At 69.7% G+C, this 20,102-nt stretch carries 18 protein-coding genes; 12 read left to right on the forward strand and 6 right to left on the reverse strand.

Going from position 1 to position 20,102, the window contains the following annotated elements; translation table 11 throughout:
* A partial coding sequence (locus OP79_RS24870; protein WP_245685442.1) for an ADP-ribosylglycohydrolase family protein occupies nucleotides 1-2,110 on the forward strand: 2,110 nt, incomplete at its 5' end.
* Between the two features lie 127 nt (nucleotides 2,111-2,237).
* Nucleotides 2,238-3,032 (forward strand): exodeoxyribonuclease III, encoded by a 795-nt coding sequence (locus OP79_RS24875; RefSeq protein WP_078492007.1) that lies wholly within the window; start codon nucleotides 2,238-2,240, stop codon nucleotides 3,030-3,032.
* Here the strand turns inward: OP79_RS24875 and OP79_RS24880 are convergent.
* The gene (locus OP79_RS24880) at nucleotides 3,029-3,661 is read right to left on the reverse strand and encodes a MerR family transcriptional regulator (RefSeq protein ID WP_033323027.1); all 633 of its coding nucleotides are present in this window, start codon (nucleotides 3,659-3,661) and stop codon (nucleotides 3,029-3,031) included. The genes OP79_RS24875 and OP79_RS24880 overlap by 4 nt on opposite strands.
* A gap of 238 nt (nucleotides 3,662-3,899) precedes the next feature.
* Between OP79_RS24880 and OP79_RS24885 the strand changes: the two genes are divergently transcribed.
* From OP79_RS24885 to OP79_RS24900, 4 genes are all read left to right on the forward strand, one after another.
* Nucleotides 3,900-5,444 carry a flavin-containing monooxygenase gene (locus OP79_RS24885; protein ID WP_033323030.1) on the forward strand — a complete coding sequence of 515 codons (1,545 nt, stop codon included), beginning with the start codon at nucleotides 3,900-3,902 and terminating at the stop codon, nucleotides 5,442-5,444.
* Nucleotides 5,441-6,373, forward strand: a complete 933-nt coding sequence (locus OP79_RS24890) for an alpha/beta fold hydrolase (protein WP_033323031.1) — start codon at nucleotides 5,441-5,443, stop codon at nucleotides 6,371-6,373. Before OP79_RS24885 ends, OP79_RS24890 begins: the two co-directional genes overlap by 4 nt.
* Nucleotides 6,370-7,263, forward strand: a complete 894-nt coding sequence (locus tag OP79_RS24895) for an SDR family oxidoreductase (RefSeq protein WP_033323033.1) — start codon at nucleotides 6,370-6,372, stop codon at nucleotides 7,261-7,263. Before OP79_RS24890 ends, OP79_RS24895 begins: the two co-directional genes overlap by 4 nt.
* Before the next feature lie 79 nt (nucleotides 7,264-7,342).
* Nucleotides 7,343-7,621, forward strand: a complete 279-nt coding sequence (locus OP79_RS24900) for a hypothetical protein (RefSeq protein WP_033323034.1) — start codon at nucleotides 7,343-7,345, stop codon at nucleotides 7,619-7,621.
* Nucleotides 7,622-7,743: 122 nt separating this feature from the next.
* On the opposite strand, the gene OP79_RS24905 is transcribed toward OP79_RS24900, so the two are convergent.
* A complete protein-coding gene (locus OP79_RS24905; protein WP_033323271.1) occupies nucleotides 7,744-11,088 on the reverse strand; it encodes a S41 family peptidase in 3,345 nt (1,114 codons plus the stop codon).
* A 285-nt stretch (nucleotides 11,089-11,373) separates the two neighbouring features.
* Here OP79_RS24905 and OP79_RS24910 point away from each other — a divergent pair, with 285 nt between their 5' ends.
* Together OP79_RS24910 and OP79_RS24915 are read left to right on the forward strand one after the other, a co-directional pair.
* The gene (locus OP79_RS24910; RefSeq protein ID WP_033323035.1) at nucleotides 11,374-11,964 is read left to right on the forward strand and encodes a TetR/AcrR family transcriptional regulator; all 591 of its coding nucleotides are present in this window, start codon (nucleotides 11,374-11,376) and stop codon (nucleotides 11,962-11,964) included.
* A gap of 109 nt (nucleotides 11,965-12,073) precedes the next feature.
* Nucleotides 12,074-14,338, forward strand: a complete 2,265-nt coding sequence (locus OP79_RS24915) for an MMPL family transporter (RefSeq protein WP_033323036.1) — start codon at nucleotides 12,074-12,076, stop codon at nucleotides 14,336-14,338.
* A 129-nt stretch (nucleotides 14,339-14,467) separates the two neighbouring features.
* On the opposite strand, the gene OP79_RS24920 is transcribed toward OP79_RS24915, so the two are convergent.
* From OP79_RS24920 to OP79_RS24930, 3 genes are all read right to left on the reverse strand, one after another.
* Nucleotides 14,468-15,064, reverse strand: coding sequence for a Uma2 family endonuclease (locus OP79_RS24920; RefSeq protein WP_033323038.1), 597 nt, complete (start codon nucleotides 15,062-15,064; stop codon nucleotides 14,468-14,470).
* Nucleotides 15,065-15,184: 120 nt separating this feature from the next.
* On the reverse strand, nucleotides 15,185-15,619 hold the full coding sequence (locus tag OP79_RS56455; RefSeq protein ID WP_051744896.1) for a hypothetical protein: 435 nt from the start codon (nucleotides 15,617-15,619) through the stop codon (nucleotides 15,185-15,187).
* Entirely contained in the window at nucleotides 15,616-15,879 is a 264-nt protein-coding gene (locus OP79_RS24930; RefSeq protein ID WP_033323040.1) for a hypothetical protein, read from the reverse strand. Before OP79_RS24930 ends, OP79_RS56455 begins: the two co-directional genes overlap by 4 nt.
* A 550-nt stretch (nucleotides 15,880-16,429) precedes the next feature.
* Between OP79_RS24930 and OP79_RS24935 the strand changes: the two genes are divergently transcribed.
* Genes OP79_RS24935 through OP79_RS24950 form a run of 4 tightly spaced genes read left to right on the forward strand, consistent with a single transcriptional unit; the run spans nucleotide 16,430 to nucleotide 18,822 of the window.
* A complete protein-coding gene (locus tag OP79_RS24935) occupies nucleotides 16,430-17,263 on the forward strand; it encodes a helix-turn-helix domain-containing protein (protein WP_051744897.1) in 834 nt (277 codons plus the stop codon).
* Nucleotides 17,260-17,511, forward strand: coding sequence for a DUF397 domain-containing protein (locus OP79_RS24940; RefSeq protein ID WP_033323044.1), 252 nt, complete (start codon nucleotides 17,260-17,262; stop codon nucleotides 17,509-17,511). Before OP79_RS24935 ends, OP79_RS24940 begins: the two co-directional genes overlap by 4 nt.
* Nucleotides 17,512-17,542: 31 nt before the next feature.
* Nucleotides 17,543-18,046: a YbaK/EbsC family protein gene (locus OP79_RS24945; RefSeq protein WP_033323046.1), complete on the forward strand. Its 504-nt coding sequence runs from the start codon at nucleotides 17,543-17,545 to the stop codon at nucleotides 18,044-18,046.
* Nucleotides 18,043-18,822: a DMT family transporter gene (locus tag OP79_RS24950; RefSeq protein WP_033323047.1), complete on the forward strand. Its 780-nt coding sequence runs from the start codon at nucleotides 18,043-18,045 to the stop codon at nucleotides 18,820-18,822. Before OP79_RS24945 ends, OP79_RS24950 begins: the two co-directional genes overlap by 4 nt.
* Before the next feature lie 84 nt (nucleotides 18,823-18,906).
* Here the strand turns inward: OP79_RS24950 and OP79_RS24955 are convergent, their stop codons facing one another.
* On the reverse strand, nucleotides 18,907-19,590 hold the full coding sequence (locus OP79_RS24955; protein ID WP_033323049.1) for a maleylpyruvate isomerase family mycothiol-dependent enzyme: 684 nt from the start codon (nucleotides 19,588-19,590) through the stop codon (nucleotides 18,907-18,909).
* Nucleotides 19,591-20,102: the final 512 nt, after the last annotated feature.

Raw genomic sequence — 20,102 nt, forward strand, 5'->3', positions numbered from 1 at the left:
CGCGGCGATCGCGGGCGCCCTGCTCGGCGCGCGCTGGGGCTGCTCCGGCATCCCGCTGGCGTGGCAGCAGGTCGTGCATGGCTGGCCCGGCCTCACCGGAGCCGACCTGGTTCGGCTGGCGGTGCGCACAGCCCGAGGTGGGAGCGACGACGCCCAGGGCTGGCCCTCGGCGCCCCGCATGTCCGTCGGCGGCCACCGCAGCTTCGCCATACCCCACCCGCACGATGCCGGGGTGGTGCTGGGCAACCTGGCGCTGGCCCAGGACGCCGAGCCGGTCCCCGTCGAGGCCGTGGTCTCGCTGTGCCGTACCGGCACGGACCCGATTCTGCCCGGCACCGACGTCGAGCACGTCCGCGTGTGGCTGGTGGACAGCCAGGGGGCGAACGCCAACCTCCACTACGTTCTGGACCAGGCCGCCCGCCAGGTGCTGCGGTTGCGTCAGGAAGGCAAGCGGGTCCTGCTCCACTGCCTTGCCGGGCAGAGCCGCACCCCGGCCGTCGCCGCCCTCTACAGCCACCTGGCCAAGGGCACCGACTCCAAGACTGCGCTGAACGACCTGCGCCGGGTGTTGACCAGCGGCTGGCATCTCGAGGCGCACCCCGAGATGCACGACGCGGTGTACGAGCTGACCGCCGGGCGCGCCGGAGACGGGCAGCCGGCCGGTCCAGGCGTTGCGGCGACTGATCAGACGACGGCCGGGCCGGCACCGGCCCGCCGCACCGCGTCGGGGGAACGGGACCGGGCGCCTGCCGAGCAGAGGCAGGAGGAGCTGGGCCTGGGCCGTGACGAGGAGCCGGAGCGGCAAAGGGAGGCCCTGAAGGAGAAAGGGGCGGCGTCCCGGGTACGCGGAATGATGCTCGGCCTCGCCCTGGGCGACACGTTGGGAGCGGCGAAGGGCAAGCTGCCGGCGGACGGCCCGCTGCGGGCCGGGGTCAGCACCCAGTTGGCCTGCTTCACCGCCGAGGGCACGATCCGCGCGTGGGTGCGCGGCGAACACAAGGGCATCTGCCATCCGCCGTCGGTGGTGTGGCACGCCTACTGCCGGTGGGCGGCCCTGCAGGGGATCGAGGTCGAGCGGATGCGGCAGCGCTGGGCCCACGGCGACGAGGTGTGGCCGGACGGCTGGCTCGCCCAGGTGCCCGTGCTGGCCGAGCGGCGCGGTTCAGCACCGGCGACCGTGACGGCCCTGTCCAAGACCGAGCACGGAAACATGGGGGTGCCGACGACAAGCCGCGGCTGCCACGCGCTCACCCGTACCCTTCCTGTCGCTGTTGTCGGCGCCGCACACGGCTCGGCGCAGTCAGTCCAGTTGGCCCGGGAGATCGCCGCCCTCACCCACGGCGACCCAGCCTCGCAGTCCGCGGCAGCCCATGCGGCCGTGCTGGTCGACCACTGCCTGACCAGCACCCCGGAGATGCGGGATTCTCTGTTCGGTAAGTGGTCGCAGGTGCAGCAAGCCCTGACGGACGGCATACAGGCTCTTTCCCGGGCCGATCCCGACCTGACCAACGCCGAGCAAAAGCGGCTCATCAGGGCGCTACAGCAGGCCGAAGACCAGCCTGCGGACGCGGGACGCCTCGCCGAACTCGCACCGGACGCCACCGCGCCCTCGGCACTGCTCGGTGGCCTGTATGTCGCCGCCTCCTTCCCCGAGCCAGTTCAGGTGCACGCCGCGCTACGCTTCGCCGCCGGAGCGCCGGACGGCGACTCGGTCGCCTGTGTGGCCGGCGCACTGCTCGGAGCGACACACGGCGTCGAGGCGCTACCCGTCGATCTGATCAGCCGCCACGAACTGGCCTGGGTTCTCGACACCCTGGCCCGCGACCTCGTCGCCCAGTTCACCGGGCCGACCTCCAGCCGAGCCCAGTCGGACCGGCCGAAATCTGCGCCCAGCAGTCGATCACCATCCCGCCCGAAGCCGGAGCCCAGCACCACCAGGCCCTTCCCTATGGCAGCGCGGACTGGCAGCACGTTTACTTCCGGCTCCGCAACAGCGTCGAAGGCTTCAACGGCTTCGCCAAGGACCCCACCCTCGACCAGCGGGAGCGAAACGCCAGGCTGTGCCGACTCATCCGCCGCGTTGCGCTTGTCCGTACGAGCGACGGCGTGAAGTTCGAAGTTCATCCAGTGTGGGAGGCGGACCTAAGGGCCCCGGCCGCGGAGGGGGCTGCAAACCGCACACGGCGCTCGCCCAGTAACCTACGTTCCCTGTTGCGTAGGAGAGTGCTGTGCTGACTGTGACCTCTGTGAATGTGAACGGGCTTCGGGCCGCTGCCAAGAAGGGTTTTGTGGAGTGGCTCGCTGGCACCTCCGCCGACGTGCTGTGTCTGCAGGAAGTGCGTGCCGAGCCTCCACAGCTGCCCGAGGCGATTCGGCAGCCCGACGGGTGGCATGTCGTGCACGCGCCCGCCGCCGCCAAGGGGCGTGCGGGGGTGTCCGTCTATACGCGGCGTGAGCCCGACCGTATCCAAGTCGGCTTCGGGTCCGCCGAGTTCGACGGCAGTGGGCGGTACGTGGAGGTCGATCTGCCCGGGGTCACGGTCGCCTCCCTCTATCTGCCGTCCGGTGAGGTCGGGACCGCGCGGCAGGACGAAAAGGTCCGGTTCATGGGGGAGTTCCTCGCCTACCTGAAGGCGCTCAGGGAGCGGGCCGCCGCCGGCGGTCGCGAGGTCGTCGTCTGCGGTGACTGGAACATCGCCCACCAGGAGGCCGACCTCAAGAACTGGCGCGGCAACAGGAAGAACTCGGGGTTCCTGCCCGAGGAGCGCGAGTGGCTCACGGCGGTCTTCGGCGAGGCGGAGGGCGGATACGTCGACGTCGTACGGGCTCTGCATCCGGACGTCGAAGGGCCGTACACGTGGTGGTCCTACCGTGGGCAGGCTTTTGACCGGGATACCGGTTGGCGCATTGATCTCCATGTCTCGACGCCGGGGCTCGCGGCCAAGGCTGTGAAGGGGTACGTGGAGCGGGCGGCCACGCATGCGGAACGGTGGTCGGACCACGCGCCCGTGACCGTCCTCTACAACCTCTAAGCTCGCTTCCCGGCGTCGCGCACCCGCCGGTCCAGCGCCATCGACAACTCCGCCTCCACCACGCTCTTCGCGAGCGGGCGCAAGCGTTCGAGGTCCTCCGGGGAAGCGCCGCGGGCGATGGCGAGGTCGGTGAACAACTCGGCCAGGGCGTCCGCGTGTTCGCGTACGCGGCGGCCGGTCCGTAGGACCTCCGCGAGGGGGATGCCCTCGCGTACCAGGGCCGCCGAGACGTCCAGCAGGCGGCGGCTGATGTGGACGAGGTCGGTGCCGTCCGTGGCGAGGTAGCCGAGGTCGAGGGCGGCGGCGAGGTTCTCGGAGGTGGCCTGGTCGCCGAAGGCGTCGGCCAGTTCCTCGGGGGAGAGGCGGACCGGGACCTCCTCGGTGGGCGCGCCCAGGCCGAGCAGTTCGCCCACGTCGCGGCCGTGGTCGAAGGCCTCGGCCAGCTCGGCGATGCCGCTGAGGGTGTGGCCGCGTTCCAGGAGGGCCGAGATCGTGCGCAGGCGGGCCAGGTGGTCGTCGTCGTACCAGGCGATACGGCCCTCGCGGCGGGGCGGTGGAAGCAGCTTGCGCTCGCGGTAGAAGCGCAGGGTGCGCACCGTGATGCCGGCCTCCTCGGCCAGCTCCTCCATGCGGTACTCGCGCTTTCCCGCCCCCCGTTCGCCGGGCTCCCGCTGCCCCGATTCCTGCTCTCCCGATGCCTCAGCCACGCGAGCAGCCTATGTTGTACCGCCGGTAACTTCTTGGGGTCCGCCCTCTATCCAGGAATGCGCCATTCCCCTACTCTCCCCATTGCGCCAGTGTTCACTGGCATGGTCGCACTGAGGCGGCAAGGCACGGCACGGCTGGGCCAGGCAGGGAGGCATCGGGATGACCGGGCACGAGGGTGCGGACGCGGACGTACGACATGTGCGCGTGGCGGTGGTCGGGTCCGGGTTCGGCGGGCTCGGAGCCGCCGTGCGGCTACGGCGGGAAGGGATCACCGACTTCGTCGTGCTCGAACGGGCCGGCAGCGTCGGCGGCACCTGGCGGGACAACGACTATCCGGGCTGCGCCTGTGACGTACCGTCCCACCTCTACTCGTTCTCCTTCGCCCCCAATCCCGACTGGCCGCGCACCTTCTCGGGGCAGGAGCACATCCGCGCGTACCTTGAGCATGTGACGGATGTCTTCCGGCTCCGCCCCCACCTCCGCTTCAACTCCGAAGTGAAGAGGATGACTTGGGACGGCGAGCGGCTGCGCTGGGAGATCGAGACCAGCAGTGGCAATCTCACCGCCGATGTCGTCGTCTCCGCCACCGGGCCGCTCTCCGAGCCCCGGATCCCGGACGTCCCCGGGCTCGACACCTTCCCCGGCGCGGTCTTCCACTCGGCTCGCTGGGACCACGACTACGACCTGCGCGGCAAGCGGGTCGCATTCGTCGGTACGGGCGCCTCCGCAGCCCAGATCGTGCCCGCGATCCAGCCCCGGGTTTCCCAGCTCACCCTCTTCCAGCGCACCCCGCCGTGGGTGCTGCCACGCGTCGACCGGGCGATCAGCGGTGTCGAGCGCCTGCTGCACCGGCAGTTGCCCTTCACCGCGCAGGCCCGGCGCGGACTCCTGTGGGGCATCCGGGAGTTGCAGGTCCAGGCGTTCACCAAGCATCCGGGCGAGCTGGGCCTGGTCGAGCGGTTCGCACGGCTGAACATGGCCCGCGCCATCAAGGACTCGGCGCTGCGGGCCAAGTTGACCCCGGACTACCGCATCGGCTGCAAACGCATCCTGCTCTCCAGCGACTACTACCCGGCGCTCGCCAGGCCCAATGTGGACGTCGTCGCCTCCGGGCTCACTCAGATCCGGGGCAGCACCGTCATCGCCGCCGACGGCAGCCGCACCGAGACCGACGCGATCGTCTTCGGTACGGGTTTCCACGTCACCGACCTGCCGATCGCCGAGCGCGTCGTGGGCGCGGACGGCCGCACCCTCGCCGAGGCGTGGGCGACCGGCATGAAGTCGCTGCGTGGTGCGAGTGCCGCCGGGTTCCCCAACTGGATGTCGATCATCGGCCCGAACACGGGCCTCGGTAACTCCTCCATGATCCTGATGATCGAGTCCCAGCTGAACTACATGGCCGACTACCTGCGGCAGTTGGACGTCCTCGGCGGACGGGCCGCCCTCGACGCCCGCCCGAGCGCCGTCAGCAGCTGGAACGACAGGGTTCAGCAGCGCATGCGGCGCACGGTGTGGAGCACGGGCGGCTGCACCAGCTGGTACCTCGACGCGAACGGCCGCAACACGACCATCTGGCCCGGTACGACGACGGAGTTCCGCAGCGCGACACGACGCGTCGACCTCGCGGAGTACGAAGTCCTCCGGGAACCCCGGCAACGTACCGACGACATCCAAGGCGAGCAGAAGGTGGAGGCCGGCGCGTGAGCCGACTGACGCATGTGAAGAGTGGTCCCTACTCCCCGCCCGCGCCCGTAAGGGAGTTGACCGCGGTCTCCGCCGACGGCGCGCGGCTGCACGTGGAGGTGCACGGACCCGTCGACGACCCCGACGCCCCAGCGGTCGTGCTCGCGCACGGCTGGACCTGCTCGACCGCCTACTGGGCGGCGCAGATCCGGGATCTCGCCGCCGACCACAAGGTCATCGCGTACGACCAGCGCGGGCACGGCCGCAGTCCCGCGCACACCACCTGCACCGCGGACGCGCTCGCCGACGACCTGGAGGCCGTGCTCGCGGCCACCCTCGAGTCGGGCGAGAAGGCTGTGGTGGTGGGGCACTCCATGGGCGGGATGACGGTGATCGCCGCCTCCGGACGGGAGCGGTTGAGGGAGCACGCGGCGGCCGTGCTGCTGTGCAGTACGGGCAGTTCGCGGCTGGTCGCCGAGTCGCTGGTGGTGCCGCTGCGGGCCGGGCGGCTGCGGCTCTGGCTCACCCGGCGCATCCTGGGGGCGCGGGCGCCGATGGGGCCGGTCACGCCGATCGCCCGGCGGATCCTCAAGTACGCGACGATGGGTCCCGGTTCGGCCCCAGAGATGGTCGAGGCGTGTGCGCGCATCGTGCACGCGTGTCCGCGCCAGGTGCGGTACGCCTGGTCGCACGTACTGGACGCACTCGAACTCGACCATGCTGTACGGGAGTTGACCATGCCGACGGCCGTGATCGTGGGCACGGCCGACCGGATGACCCCCGCGGTCCACGCACGCGAACTGGCCGCCGCGCTGCCCGACTGTGCCGGTCTCACCGAGCTGCCCGGGATCGGGCACATGACGCCCATCGAGGCGCCCGAGCTGGTCAGCGGGCGGATCCGGGAACTCGCGTCCGCCTATGTGGGGGCCGGGTTGAAGGAAGGCGCATGAGGAGCGGGACAAGCCTGGAAGGGCAGGTCGCCGTCGTCACGGGAGCGGCGCGCGGCGTCGGCGAACTCCTCGCCCGCAAGCTCTCCGCGCGCGGCGCGAAGGTCGCGCTGGTCGGTCTGGAGCCGGAGGAGCTGAAGCGGGTCGCCGGGCGGCTGCACACCGAGGGCGGCCACTGGTATGCCGACGTCACCGACCACGAGGCGATGGTCCGGGTCGCGGCCGAGGTCGAGGAGCGGTTCGGGAAGATCGACATCGTCGTCGCCAACGCGGGCGTCGCGAACGGCGGGACCTTCACGGGCTCCGACCCCGAGGCCTGGCGCCGCGTCATCGAGGTCAACCTCATCGGCTCGGCGGTGACCGCCCGCGCCTTCCTGCCCGCCCTGCTCGCGAGCCGCGGCTATCTGCTGCAGATCGCCTCGCTCGCCGCGCTCACGCCCGCGCCGATGATGACGGCGTACTGCGCGTCCAAGGCGGGCGTGGAGGCGTACGCGCACAGCCTGCGCACCGAGGTCGGCCACAAGGGCGTACGCGTCGGGGTCGGTTATCTGTCGTGGACCGACACCGACATGGTGCGCGGGGCCGATCAGGACGACGTGATGCGGGAGTTGAGGCAGCGGCTGCCGTGGCCGGCCGGCAGGACGTATCCGCTGGGGCCCGCCGTCGACCGGATCGTGGCCGGGATCGAGCGGCGGTCGAGTCATGTGTACGGGCAGTGGTGGCTGCGCGGTGTGCAGGGTGTACGCGGGTATCTGCCGGGGATCGTCGCGACGGTGGGGCGGCGGGAGATGCAGCGGTTCGAGCCGCGCCTTGGGCGGGTCCGTACGGGGCTTGTCGGCGCAGGTGGGGCGGCTGATGAAGAGGCGCGCGGCGCGGTGCGTAACCGAACGTAACTGACCGAAATGCGCGCTTTGTCGGGCCATGTAAATCTGGTTCAGGCCCCATCCCCACACCCACCAGGGAGTGAATCTCATGGGCATGAAGGACGAGTTCCAGGACAAGGCCGAGCAGCTTCAGCGGAGCGCGAAGAAAAAGACGAGCGAGGGCCGGGACGAGAGCGAGCGCGGCCGGCTGACGCCGGAGGAGCGCGAGCGTCGTAGCCGGATGACCCCGGAGGAACGCGAGCGGGCCCAGCACGAGGACGCCCAGCGCCGCCGTCAGGAGCAGCAGCGCGGCCGCCAGGGGCAGGACCCGACGCGCCGGGCCCAGCAGGAGGAGCAGGACCGTCTCGACCAGGACTACGACATCTGACCGTGCTCGATCACGCTCAATCACGCTTGATCGCGCTGAGCCGGTCTGATCGGTAAGGGGTGCCCTCAACGGGAGGGCACCCCTTACGCGTTGTCCTAGGAGGGCGGTCATTGCGCCTTGGACTACGCGGTGCTCCGGGGAGGCAGTTTCGGGCGGGTCCGGTCCGGAACATGGTGGTAGTCCGGGGGAGTTGCCGCCGGATGGTCCGGCAGCAGTTTCAGGGCCAGGTGGACCGCGTCGGCCAACTGCGCGTGGCGGCCCTCCGCCCAGTCCAGCGGGGTGCGCAGCACGGGCAGGTCCGGGCTGACGCCGTGGTTCTCGACGGACCAGCCGTACGCGTCGAACCAGGCGGCGTTCATGGGAACCGTGATGACCGTGCCGTCACCGAGACGGTGCCGCCCGGTCATGCCGACCACGCCGCCCCAGGTGCGCTGGCCGACCACCGGGCCGAGCTTGAGCAGTTTGAAGGCCGCCGTGATCATGTCGCCGTCCGAGGACGTCGATTCGTCGGCGAGGGCGACGACCGGGCCGCGCGGGGCGTTGGAGGTGTACGACACCGGCTGGGCGTTACGCGTCAGGTCCCAGCCCAGGATCGTACGGGTGAGCTTCTCGACGACCAGCTCGCTGATGTGCCCACCGGCGTTGCCGCGCACGTCGACGATCAGGGTGGGCCGGGACATCTCCATGCGCAGATCGCGGTTGAACTGGGCCCAGCCCGAGCCGCCCATGTCCGGGATGTGCAGATACCCGCTCTTGCCGTGGCTCAACTCCCGTACGACTTCCCGGCGTTTGGCCACCCAGTCCTGGTAGCGCAGGGGCCGCTCGTCGATCAGCGGCACGACCGCGACCCGGCGCGCATGGGCCTCGCCGCCTGCCGCGTCCGCCGCCGGGTCGGTCATCGCGCCCGTAACCCCGTCCGCGCCCGTAACCCCGTCCGGCACCGCGAACGTCAGCTCCACCGTCGTACCACCCGCCCCCGCGAGCAGCGGATACGGCCCGGCGACCGGATCGACCGGCCGCCCGTCGACATGGGTGAGCACCGCGCCCTCGCGGATCCCCGTACCGGCCAGCGGTGAACGCGCCCTGGAGTCGGACGACTCGCCGGGCAGGATCCGCCGGATCGCCCAACTGCCGTCCTTGTGGACGAAGTTGGCGCCCAGCAGGCCCTGTGCGCGCTGGAAGTGCGGCGGCCCTTCGTTACGGCGCGCGGGAATGACGTACGCATGCGACGTGCCCAGCTCGCCCAGGACCTCGCGCAGCAGATCCGCGAACTCGTCGGGGGAGGCGACCCGTTCGACCAGCGGCCGGTACTGGTCGAGGACCGCGTCCCAGTCGATGCCGCACATCTTCGGCTCCCAGAAGTACGCGCGGATGAGGCGGCCCGCCTCCTCGTACGCCTGCCGCCACTCGGCGGCCGGATCGACGTGGTGCAGGATTCGCCGCGAGTCGATCCACACGGTGGTGTCCAGGTCGCCGGACTCGGTGGAGGGGACGGCCCGCAGGTCGCCCTCGTCGACGACGACGAGCCGCGAGCCGTCGCCGCTGAGCGCGAACCAGTCGAGATGGTCGACGAGTTCGGACTTCTTCGCCTTGCTGATGTTGAAGTACTCCAGCGTGGGCCGCCCGGAGGTGTCGTCCGGGTTGACGAAGGTCTCGCCGAGCGCGCCGGAGATCGGCCAGCGCAGCCAGACCAGACCGCCGCCCGCGACCGGGTACAGCGCCGAGTACTTGGAGGCGGGCACCGGGAAGGGTGTGACCCGCATCGCCAGGCCCTCGATCTCGACGGTCACCGCGGCGCCGTCGCCGGTGTCCTCCTCCACCACGTCCAGGCCGCCCGCGGCCGGGCGCCCCTCGGGGGTCAGCGCGAAGGGGGAGGGTGTCGCGGACGACAGGGGGACGAGGTACGGGCGGCAGCCCAGCGGGAAGGACAGATCGCCGGTGTGCACGTCGTACACCGGGTCGAAGCCGCGCCAGGACAGGAACGCCAGGAAGCGGCCGTCCCGCGTGAACACCGGGTTCTCGTCCTCGAAGCGGCCGTTGGTGACGTCGACGATCGTGTGCGCCACCGGACCTACGGATCCCGGACCCTCGGCTCTCGGACCTTCGGTTATCGGACCCTCGATCCGCGCGATCTTGATCTGCCGCAGGGACCGGCCGATGCCCGGGTGCGACCAGGCCAGCCAGGCGCCGTCGGGGGAGAAGGCGAGGTCGCGCACGGGCCCGTTGATGGACTGGATCAGCTCGGTGACCTCGCCGCCTTCCGGCTCCTCCGTCGCGTCGATGAGCAGCAGCCGCCCGTCGTTGGAGGCGATCGCGAGCCGTTCCCCCTGCGGATCCGAGACGAGTTCCAGTACGCGGCCAAGGCGGCCGGAGGCGATCCGGCGCGGTGCGCGGGTGCCGGTCGCGCGCGGCAGGTACGCGATCTCGACGGCGTCCTCGCCCTCCGCGTCCGTCACGTATGCGAGCCGCCCGCTCGAGCCGAGCATCTCCGGCAGCCGTACGCGTACGCCCGGAGTGTCCGCGATGGTGCGCGCCGGGCCGTCGCGGTGGGTGAGCCAGTACAGGCTGCCGCGTACGACGACGGCGCTGGCCCGGCCCGTCTCGTCCACGGAGATCCCGTCGACGTGCAGACCGGCCGGAACCTGGTACGGACGGCGCCCCGCACGCGGCCCGCCCAGGCGTACGTCGAGTCGGCGGGGCACCGAGCCGGCGGACAGCTCGTCGACGATCCACAGCTCGCCCGCGCACTGGTAGACGACGCGGGTGCCGTCGCTGGAGGCGTGGCGGGCGTAGAAGGCGTCGTGGTCGGTGTGGCGGCGCAGGTCGGAGCCGTCGTGCAGGCAGGAGTAGAGGTTGCCGACGCCCTCGTGGTCGGAGAGGAAGGCGATGCGGTCGCCGACGAACATGGGCGCGTCCAGGTGCCCGTCGAGGTCGTCGAGGATGCGCCGGCCGTGCAGCCAGAGGCGTCCGGTGGCGCCGCCGCGGTAGCGCTTCCAGGCGGCGGGCTCGTGCGGGGGTGTGCCGGTGAGCAGCAGCGTCTTGTGCTCGCCTGCGACGTCGGCGACCGCGATGTGGGAGACCGGGCCCCAGGGGAGCTTGCCGCCGGGGTCGCCGTCGACCGGGAGCTTGTAGGCCCAGGTGAAGTGGGCGAAGGGCTCGCCGTGCGAGGCGACGGCGAGGATGTCGCCGTCGGGGTTCCAGCCGCAGACGCGGGTGTCGGGGCTGCCCCAGTAGGTGAGCCGCCTCGCGGGCCCGCCGTCCACCGGGGCGAGGTGGATCTCCGGATCGAGGCTGCGCCACGTCGTGTACGCGATGTGCCGGCCGTCGGGGGAGAAGCGCGGGGGGCCGACCTTCGTACGGTCGACCGTGAGCCGCCAGGCCCGGCCGGGGCTGGCGAGGGGAGCCACCCAGAGGTCGTCCTCGGCCACGAAGCAGAGCCGGTCGCCGCTGAGGTGCGGGAAGCGCAGGTAACCGGGCGCGTTCTCGGGTGCCGGCGCCCGCTCCCGCGTGGTCGGGTTCTCGTGCTTGTCGCTCACCTACCCATGCTTTGCCTGGGGAGAGGGCCCGGCAACTTGTGGCGAGGGTTGACCGGTGGGGGCGTGATTCAGGACACGTACGAAACGGTTTCGTTTCGCAGAATCTCAAGGTATCTTCATAGGCGTACGAAACCGTTTCGTTCGGCGGCGTGGGTTCGCAGACGCGTGTCTGTAGCCTGGCGCTCCGAGCGTGTGGAGCAGGAGAGGGTGAGTGGGATGGCTGAAGCCGCAACGGTGCGTCGGAGTCGGATCACGCCCGAGCGTGAGGCCGAGTTGTACGGGGCCGTGCTCGACCTGCTCCGGGAAGTCGGCTACGACGCCCTGACCATGGACGCCGTGGCTGCCCGCACCCGGTCCAGCAAGGCGACGCTCTACCGCCAGTGGGGCGGCAAGCCCGAGTTGGTGGCCAAGGCGCTCCGGCATCACAAGCGGATCGACCCGGCCGGGATCGACACGGGGTCCCTGCGGGGCGACTTCCACGCCATGGCGTTGCGTGAGGACGACTGTTCCATGGAGCAGGACACCGCGCTGATGCGGAGCCTGGTCATGGCGATCCACAACAACCCGGAGCTCCTCCAGGCGTTTCGGGAGTGGCTCATCGAACCTGAGGTGGCCGAGATTCGCAAGGTGTTGCAGCGTGCCGTCGAGCGGGGTGAGATCCGTGCGGACAACCCCGCGATGGACTACGTGCTGCACATGCTCCTCGGCGCCTTCGCCGCCCGGAACCTGATCGACGGGCTGCCACCGACCCAGGAGTTCCTCCTTTCGTACGTCGACGCCGTGGTCCTCCCCGCTCTCGGCGCCTGAACCTCCCCCTTTTTCAAAACCCCAGCCGTACCTGACGCGACCGCTCACGTCGTCGGGCTGATCACCCCTGCCCTGTTCCACCCCACGACCTGACCGGGAGTACTCCCTCGTGGCTACGTTCCTCTACAAACTCGGCCGACTCGCCTTCCGGCGACGGCATTTCGTCGCCCTGATATGGGTGGCGCTGCTGACGCTCGCGGGTGTCGGCGCCGCCAGTGCACCGGCGGCGGGATCGACTTCCTTCTCGATCCCCGGCACCGAGGCGCAGAAGGCCTTCGACCTGCTGGAGCAGCGTTTCCCCGGCGCCAGCGCCGACGGTGGTACCGGGCGCATCGTCTTCAAGGCGCCCGAGGGCCAGAAGATGACGGACGCCGACAACAAGGCGACCGTCGAGAAGACCGTCGAGGAACTGGGCGGCGGCGCCGAAGTCGTCTCCGTCACCGACCCGTTCACGACGAACGCCGTGAGCAAGGACGGAACGGTCGCCTACACGTCGGTGACGTACGACGCCCCCGGCATGGAGCTGAAGGACTCGACCAGGGACGCCCTCGAGGCAGCCGCTGACGAGGCGCAGTCCACCGGGCTGACCGTCGACGTCGGAGGCGACGCCCTCCAGGCCGCGGCCGAGCCGGGGGCGATCGGCGAGGTCATCGGTCTCGCCATCGCCGCCGTTGTCCTCGTCCTCACTCTGGGCTCGCTGGTCGCGGCCGGACTGCCGCTGCTGACCGCGATCATCGGCGTCGGCATCGGCGTCGCCACCATCACCGCCCTCGCCAACGCGCTCGACCTCGGCGACACCACCTCCACGCTCGCGTTGATGATCGGCCTCGCGGTCGGCATCGACTACGCGCTGTTCATCGTCTCGCGCTACCGGGGCGAGCTGGCCGACGGCCGTGACCGTGAGGAGGCGGCAGGCCGGGCCACCGGAACCGCCGGCTCGGCGGTGGTCTTCGCGGGTCTCACGGTCGTGATCGCCCTGGCGGGCCTCTCGGTCGTCGGCGTCCCGATGCTGACCAAGATGGGCCTCGCGGCGGCGGGTACGGTCGTGGTGGCCGTCCTCATCGCGCTGACCATGATCCCGGCGCTGCTCGGGTACGCGGGCAGGAAGGTCCGGCCGACGGGCGAGAAGCGCAAGGCGCGCGGCGGCGACAAGGCCGTGCAGTCCGCGAAGCCTGAGAAGTCCGAGCCGTCCAAGACCCAGTCCAAGCCCGGCATGGGCACCCGTTGGGCGAGCTTCGTCATCCGCCGTCCGGTCGCCGTACTGCTGCTCGGCGTGGTCGGTCTGGGTGCCATCGCCGTCCCGGCCACCCAACTGGAACTTGGCCTGCCCGACGACGGCTCGCAGCCGACGTCCACCACACAGCGCCGGGCGTACGACCTGCTGTCGGAGGGCTTCGGCCCCGGCTTCAACGGCCCCCTGATGATCGTGGTCGACGCCAAGGAGAGCGACGACCCCAAGGCGGCGGCCACCACGGTCACCGACGGGATCAAGGGCCTCAAGGACGTCGTGACGGTGACCCCGGCGGCGTTCAACAAAGCCGGCGACACGGCGACGATCACCGTGATCCCGGACTCCAAGCCGTCCTCGGTACAGACCGAGGACCTGGTGCACGCCATTCGTGACCAGGGCACCGACGTCAAGGCCGACACGAACGCGAGGGTCCTGGTCACCGGCACCACCGCGATGAACATCGACTTCTCGCAGAAGCTCACCGACGCGCTGGTCCCGTACCTGGCCCTGGTGGTCGGCCTCGCCTTCCTGCTCCTGATCGTGATCTTCCGCTCCATCCTGGTCCCGCTGAAGGCGGCCCTCGGCTTCCTGCTCAGCGTGCTCGCCGCGCTCGGTGCCGTGGTCGCGGTCTTCCAGTGGGGCTGGCTCTCCGGCCTGATCGGTGTCGAGGAGACCGGCCCGATCATGTCGATGATGCCGATCTTCATGGTGGGCGTGGTCTTCGGTCTCGCGATGGACTACGAGGTGTTCCTCGTGACCCGGATGCGGGAGGCGTACGTCCACGGCGAGTCGCCGAGCCAGTCCATCGTGACCGGCTTCCGGCACAGCGCCCGGGTCGTGGCCGCCGCCGCGGTGATCATGATGGCCGTCTTCGGCGGCTTCATCAGCTCCAGCGAGTCGATGATCAAGATGATCGGCTTCGGCCTCGCGATCGCCGTCTTCTTCGACGCGTTCGTGGTCCGCATGGCCATCGTCCCGGCGGTGCTCGCCCTGCTCGGCAAGAAGGCCTGGTGGCTCCCGAAGTGGCTGGACCGCGCCCTCCCGAACGTCGACGTCGAGGGCGAGGCGCTCCGCACCCACGACGTCGGCGACGCCGACGGCCCGAAGGACCCGGACGAGGACCGGGAGTTGGCACGGGTCTGAGGCTGCGGTTCTGAAAGCCTCGCCTGAACGGACAGGGCGCCCCACGGAATTGGTGGGGCGCCCTGTCGCTTGCGTTGTGAGCCGTGGGCTGTCAGTGCTCGGTGTGGCCGCTTGAACCGATCTGCCGCGCTACTTCCTTGAGTAGCGCGGCAGGTTCTCCGTGGAGATCGTCCAGTCGGCGATGGTGACGTCTTCGCCGTACACGAAGTCCTTGCGGGTGGCGTAGCGCGGGCCGCTCGGGGTCGAGTGGATGTTGGAAAGGACAGCGCCCTCTCCGGTGCGGGGGTCGAAGATCACGTAGATGGGGATGCCGAGCAGAGGATAGTCGCGCACCTTGCTGACCCAGTCGTTGTCCGGGTTGGAGCGCGAGACGACTTCGATGGCGGCGATGAGCGTGCGCGGATCGAAGGAACCCGGGACGTCCATGTCCTCCATGGAGATCACCATGACGTCGGGGTGGCGCATGATGCCTTCGGATTCGGCTTCCACGTCAGGCGTTCCCGTATGAGCGACCAGCTCTTCCGGCATGACCTTCTCGAGGCGCTTCCGGATGTGCAGAGTGGTCATCTCATGAGGGCCGATGGGCGCCATCATGTCGTGGACGATCCCTTCCTTGGTGATCTCGAACTTGCCGGGAAGCGTGTCGTCCATCGACTCCAGGAACTCGCGCATCGCCTGGTAACGGTGGTGAGCGTCGGGCCGCGTGTCGTCAGAGGCGATGGTCATGGCGCTCGCTCCTCGTGGTCTGTGCCCAGGGGCAAGGATCGTCACGTCCATGCTAGGCGGCCCCTTTCTGACCGGAGCGGCAGTCGTGACAGGGGTCGGGGCGCGGAAGGCACGGTCTGGTCAGTGCTCGGTGTCGGCCAGGTCGTCCTCGAGCACTTCGGCGATCGAGGTGGCGGTGATGGCGCGGGTGAACCAGAGGGTGAGGATCTTGAGGTCGTTGCAAGTGGTGATGCGGTCCCGGTCGGCATCGGAGACGGGGATGTCGCGGGCTTCGAGAAGGAACAGGACGTCAGCAGCTCTGCCCTGGAGGTATCCCTTGAGATACTCCTGCGCGTGAGTGTTGACGTACGCCTCGCCGTAGCCCCTGGCAAGCTCCTTGCGCACTCGCTCGCTGAAGACTTCCCGGGCCAGCGTGTCGACGGGGGCGGGGTCTTCGTCGATCACCTCGGAGATGGAGATGATGTCGGAGGCGGGGGTGCCCATGACGCCCAGAGCCGCGAGGACGATCCCGGCCAGATCCTCGGATACTTCGCCGCTCGGACGGTCCGCTGTCACTGCTGTTGGCCAGGGTCGTTGCAGGTGGTGATGCGGTCACGGTCGGCATCGGAGAAGGGATTGCTTCGACGATCGAGGTGGTGGCGGAGGTAGTTGGCGAGCCTCGCGTTCTCTCCCTCGGCGCGGCCCTCGTCGCGGATTTCCTGCGACGCCGACGACGTGAGGAATGAGGTTTCGACGGCCAAGAGTTGCCTCCAGATCTTGACGGCCTCGGCCTTGTCCAGGCCTTGGTGCATCGCTTCGTGCAGGGAGCTGACCATGGTGGTGACAGCAGTCCTTTCGTGGCGGACGGCTGTGAGCATATGACGAATGACTATTCTGAAATCCAGCAGATTGGACGATGATCACCCTTGTGGGTGACGTGTCCCGCCTACGGCCAGTTCGGCCCAGATCATCTTCCGCGGCGGTGGCTCCGACGCGACGCCCAGTGGTCGGCGAGTGTGTCCACCAGGAGTAGTCCCCGCCCTGACTTCACATCAGGGGCCACCAGCTTGGCCACGATGTGGCTCGTCGCCTCCAACGGCAGCCTCCTGCTTCGCAGTTGCTCGGTGGCGAGCGGTCGGCCCAGGCGGGCGCCGCAGGGTGTGGAGGCCAGAAGCGCGCTGAAGTTGTGGATGGGGAGTCGAGTTGGGCGGGTGGGGGGCGGTTTCTTGATTCGTGTCACTCAGCGTGGCGGAGCCTGCGTACGGTGAGGAGTCGCGGCGCGTGTGCGTGCGGTGACTGTCCGGCGTTTGTCTCGGGCTGTCCCGGCTGTCTCCGTGCCGTACGGGTACGGGTGCGCGTTGGAGGTGGGTGGGCGTGAACGAGCGTATGGATGAGGCGGGTTGGGATGTCGAGCCCGGGGATGAGATCGCGCCGGTGGTCGAGGCCATCGGTCATCTGATCAAGTTCCATCGGGAGGCCGCCGGGATGCGGGTGGTCGATTTCGGAGAGGCCATGGGGTACGGCGAGGACCTGATCCGGAAGGTGGAGCGCGGGGCGCGCATCCCCCGGGCCGAGTTCCTGGTGAAGGCCGACGAGGTGTTGCGCGCGGGCGGGGCCATCTCGGCGATGAGGCCGCACGTGGAGAGGGCGCGCTATCCGAAGAAGGTACGGGAGCTGGCACAGCTGGAGGATCGGGCGGTCGAGCTGCTGCTGTACAGCAACCACAACATCCATGGGCTGTTGCAGACGGAGGAGTACGCGCGGGCGTTGCTCGGGACGTGGCGTCCGGCCTATTCACCGGACGAGTTGGAGCGGATGTTGGCTGCGCGGATGGCTCGGAAGTCGGTCTTCGAGCGGTCTCCCGCACCCGAACTCAGCTTTGTGCAGGAGGAAGTGACGCTTCGCCGCCCGATCGGAGACACAATGGTGCTGCGCCGACAGCTCGAGCACATGCTGGAGGTAGCCAAATTGCCGTACGTGGAACTACAAGTGATGCCGACCGACCGTGCGAATCACCCCGGAACGGGCGGGCGCATCCAGGTGCTGAAGTTCAAGGACGGCTCGGGGGTAGGACGTACGGACGGCGACTTTGGGGGTCGTCCGATCTCCGATCCCAGGCAGCTCCGGGTCCTTGACCTGCGGTATGGCATCATCCGAGCTCAGGCGCTCACGCCAGGGGAGTCTCTGGTCTTCATCGAGCAAGCGCTGGGAGAACTATGAGCACCCGGGAACTGCACTGGTTCAAGAGCAGCTACAGCGACAGCAGCAATGGCAATGACTGTGTCGAGGTGGCGCTGGACTGGTTCAAGAGCAGCTACAGCGACAGCAGCGAACCCGGCGACTGCGTCGAAGTCGCCACCACCCCCGCCACCATCCACGTCCGGGACTCCAAGAACACCCAGGGCCCCTGCCTCACCATAGAACCCGCCACTTGGACAGGCTTCGTGGCGCACATAATCGAGATGTGACCCCCGGAGGGGACCGGCTAGCGTGCCGTGCATGACCTCCGCCGAAGAACAGAACGCCGCACACCCCCGTTTCGCCGAGGCCCTGCGTGAGCTGGGCCTGGATGACCTGCCCCCGCAGATCCGCCGCTTCCCGGACGCGACCCGTACCGCCGCCGAGGCCGCCGCGGCGATCGGGTGCGAGTTGAGCCAGATCTGCAAGTCGCTGATCTTCGCAGCGGACGGAGTCCCGGTCCTCGTTCTCATGGACGGGGCGTCCCGTGTGGACCTTGAGCTCGTGCAGCGGGAGCTGGGCGCCGAGAAGGTCACGCGGGCCAAGGCGGACCTCGTGCGGGAGACGACGGGGTACGCGATCGGCGGCGTACCGCCCTTCGGGCACCGCACCAAGACCCGTGTCCTGGCGGACCGTTCACTGCTCGACCACGACGTCGTGTGGGCCGCGGCGGGCACCCCGTACACCGTCTTCCCGATGGACCCGAAGACCCTCATCACGCACGCGGGCGCCGCACTGGTGGACGTACGCGAGCAGTCCGAGTGACCCCACTCGTCGCGGCGGCCGTCCTCCTCGCCGCCGTCACCCACGCCAGCTGGAACGCGATCGCGCACCAGATCACCGACAAGCTGGTCGGGTTCACGCTGATCGCCGGTGGCGGGACGCTGATCGGCCTGGCCATGGTGCCGTTCGTGCCGTTCCCGGCGGCCGGGGCGTGGCCGTATCTGATCGCCTCGGCCGTCATCCACGTCGCGTACTACGTCCTGCTGATGCGGTCCTTCCGGCTGGGGGACTTCGGCCAGGCATACCCCATCGCACGCGGCACCGCGCCGCTGGTCGTGACCATGCTGGCGGCAGTCTTCGCCCATGAGGTCCCCGACGGCTGGGCGACGGCCGGCATCGCGGTGTCGTGCGCGGGCCTGACCGGGGTCGCCCTGTGGGGGCTGCGCGGACACCGGCCCAACTGGGCGGCGATCGGCGCGGCGCTCGCGACCGGGCTGACCATCGCGGCGTACACGGTCGTCGACGGACTGGGCGTACGGGCCTCCGGCTCCTCCCTCGGCTACATCGCCTGGCTGATGGCGGTGGAGGGCGTGGCGGTCCCGGCGTACGCGCTGTATCGCTGGCGTGGTCAACTGCTGGGCGTACTACGGCCGTTCGCGGGTGTGGGGCTGCTGGGAGCCGCCCTGTCCGTCGCGGCGTACGGCCTCGTCCTGTGGGCGCAGACGAAGGCGGAGCTCGCTCCTGTCGCGGCCCTTCGCGAATCGTCAGTCAAGCTCTGTTCATGCCGTAATAACTTCGCCGGTCAGGGGGCTGTATGAGCACTCCCGTACGCTCCGGTCTCGTCGCGCGCCATGAGAGCGTGTTGAGATCTGCCGTTCCGTTGGCGTCAGTTGACGACGTTCTCAACCCAGCGTGAGCCATCGGATGCCCAGGCGACTGACGTCCAATGCTTCCTCTCTGGTGATCGGCTCACGCCCCGTCGCCTTGCGCAGGAAGCGAAGCTGACCCCATCCCAGCTTCTCCAGTGCCGCTGCCCCATCCGGGCCGAGCAGAAGGTCTTGCACCAGATCTGCGGCCTGGGAAGTCAGCCACGGCTCACGCCCCAGGGCGTCGGCCAGGTCCAGGCCATGTACGGCGACCTCAACCACCCGCGTCAGCAGGAACTCCGACAGGAGCATCGGATCGCCGTGCCGGGTGCGCACCACACGCCCTTCGGGCTCGGCCCGGCACAGTCGGTCCACCTGTCGCCAAGTGGCGTTGAAGTCGTCGGCGAGCGAGGCGCCGCTGAGCTGTTCGGCCGCATGGTCTTGGGCCAGAGCGATCCGAGCCGCGTTGGTGTCCGGAGCGAAACGGTCGTCGGGCCGGTAGTACTCAACTGCCGAGACCTCGGCATGGGGCGGCGCCGGTCCGGCCAGCATGCCCGGCAGCCAGGCAATCACCACCCGGACATGAGCCAGCAAGCCGCTCACCGTCCACGGTGCACACCGCGTCGGCAGACGCCACTCGTCCGCCGGGACCCCGGTCATCGCCCGCGCGAGTTGCCCGGCCTCGAGCCGAAACGCTTCAACTACCCGCCCCTGATCCATACCGATCAAGCTACTTGACCAGAACTGGTGCAGCAGCGGATCTCAACTGCGTTCTGAGGCCTCGGTACGGTCGAGGTCGTGTCTGGCGCACGTCGGGGTTGGTCACCACTCGATCTTGCCGGGCTCGTGTGCCCTGGCACGGCGCTCCCCCGTAGCCCTTCGAGCACGGGAGGTGCCCCCACGCTGCGTTGCGTCAGTCGCCTACGCTCCGCGTGGGCTCTCCCCCTGCCTTCGGCGGGGCCCCCATCCTCCGGCCTGCGATGCACCACGCCAGACCCCGCTCGCTGATCCGGCCTGATCGACCGGACGGGGCAGGCCTCGCAGGGAACCGTCTACAGCGCAGTCAGCGCGGCTGTAGCCCCACCCGTCCGTCGCCGCGGCAGCCTGCCGCTCGTCCTGGCGTTGGGGCGCGGGCCGTTCGGAGGACCGGTGGGAGTGGCGCTGCGGCCCGGGCGACGCAGGCTCCTAGCGTGTCCGGGCATGACGAACGCATCCTCAGAGAGAGCGCCGAG

This window comes from Streptomyces yerevanensis (genome assembly GCF_000716805.1).
GTDB classification, from domain to species: domain Bacteria; phylum Actinomycetota; class Actinomycetes; order Streptomycetales; family Streptomycetaceae; genus Streptomyces; species Streptomyces flaveus.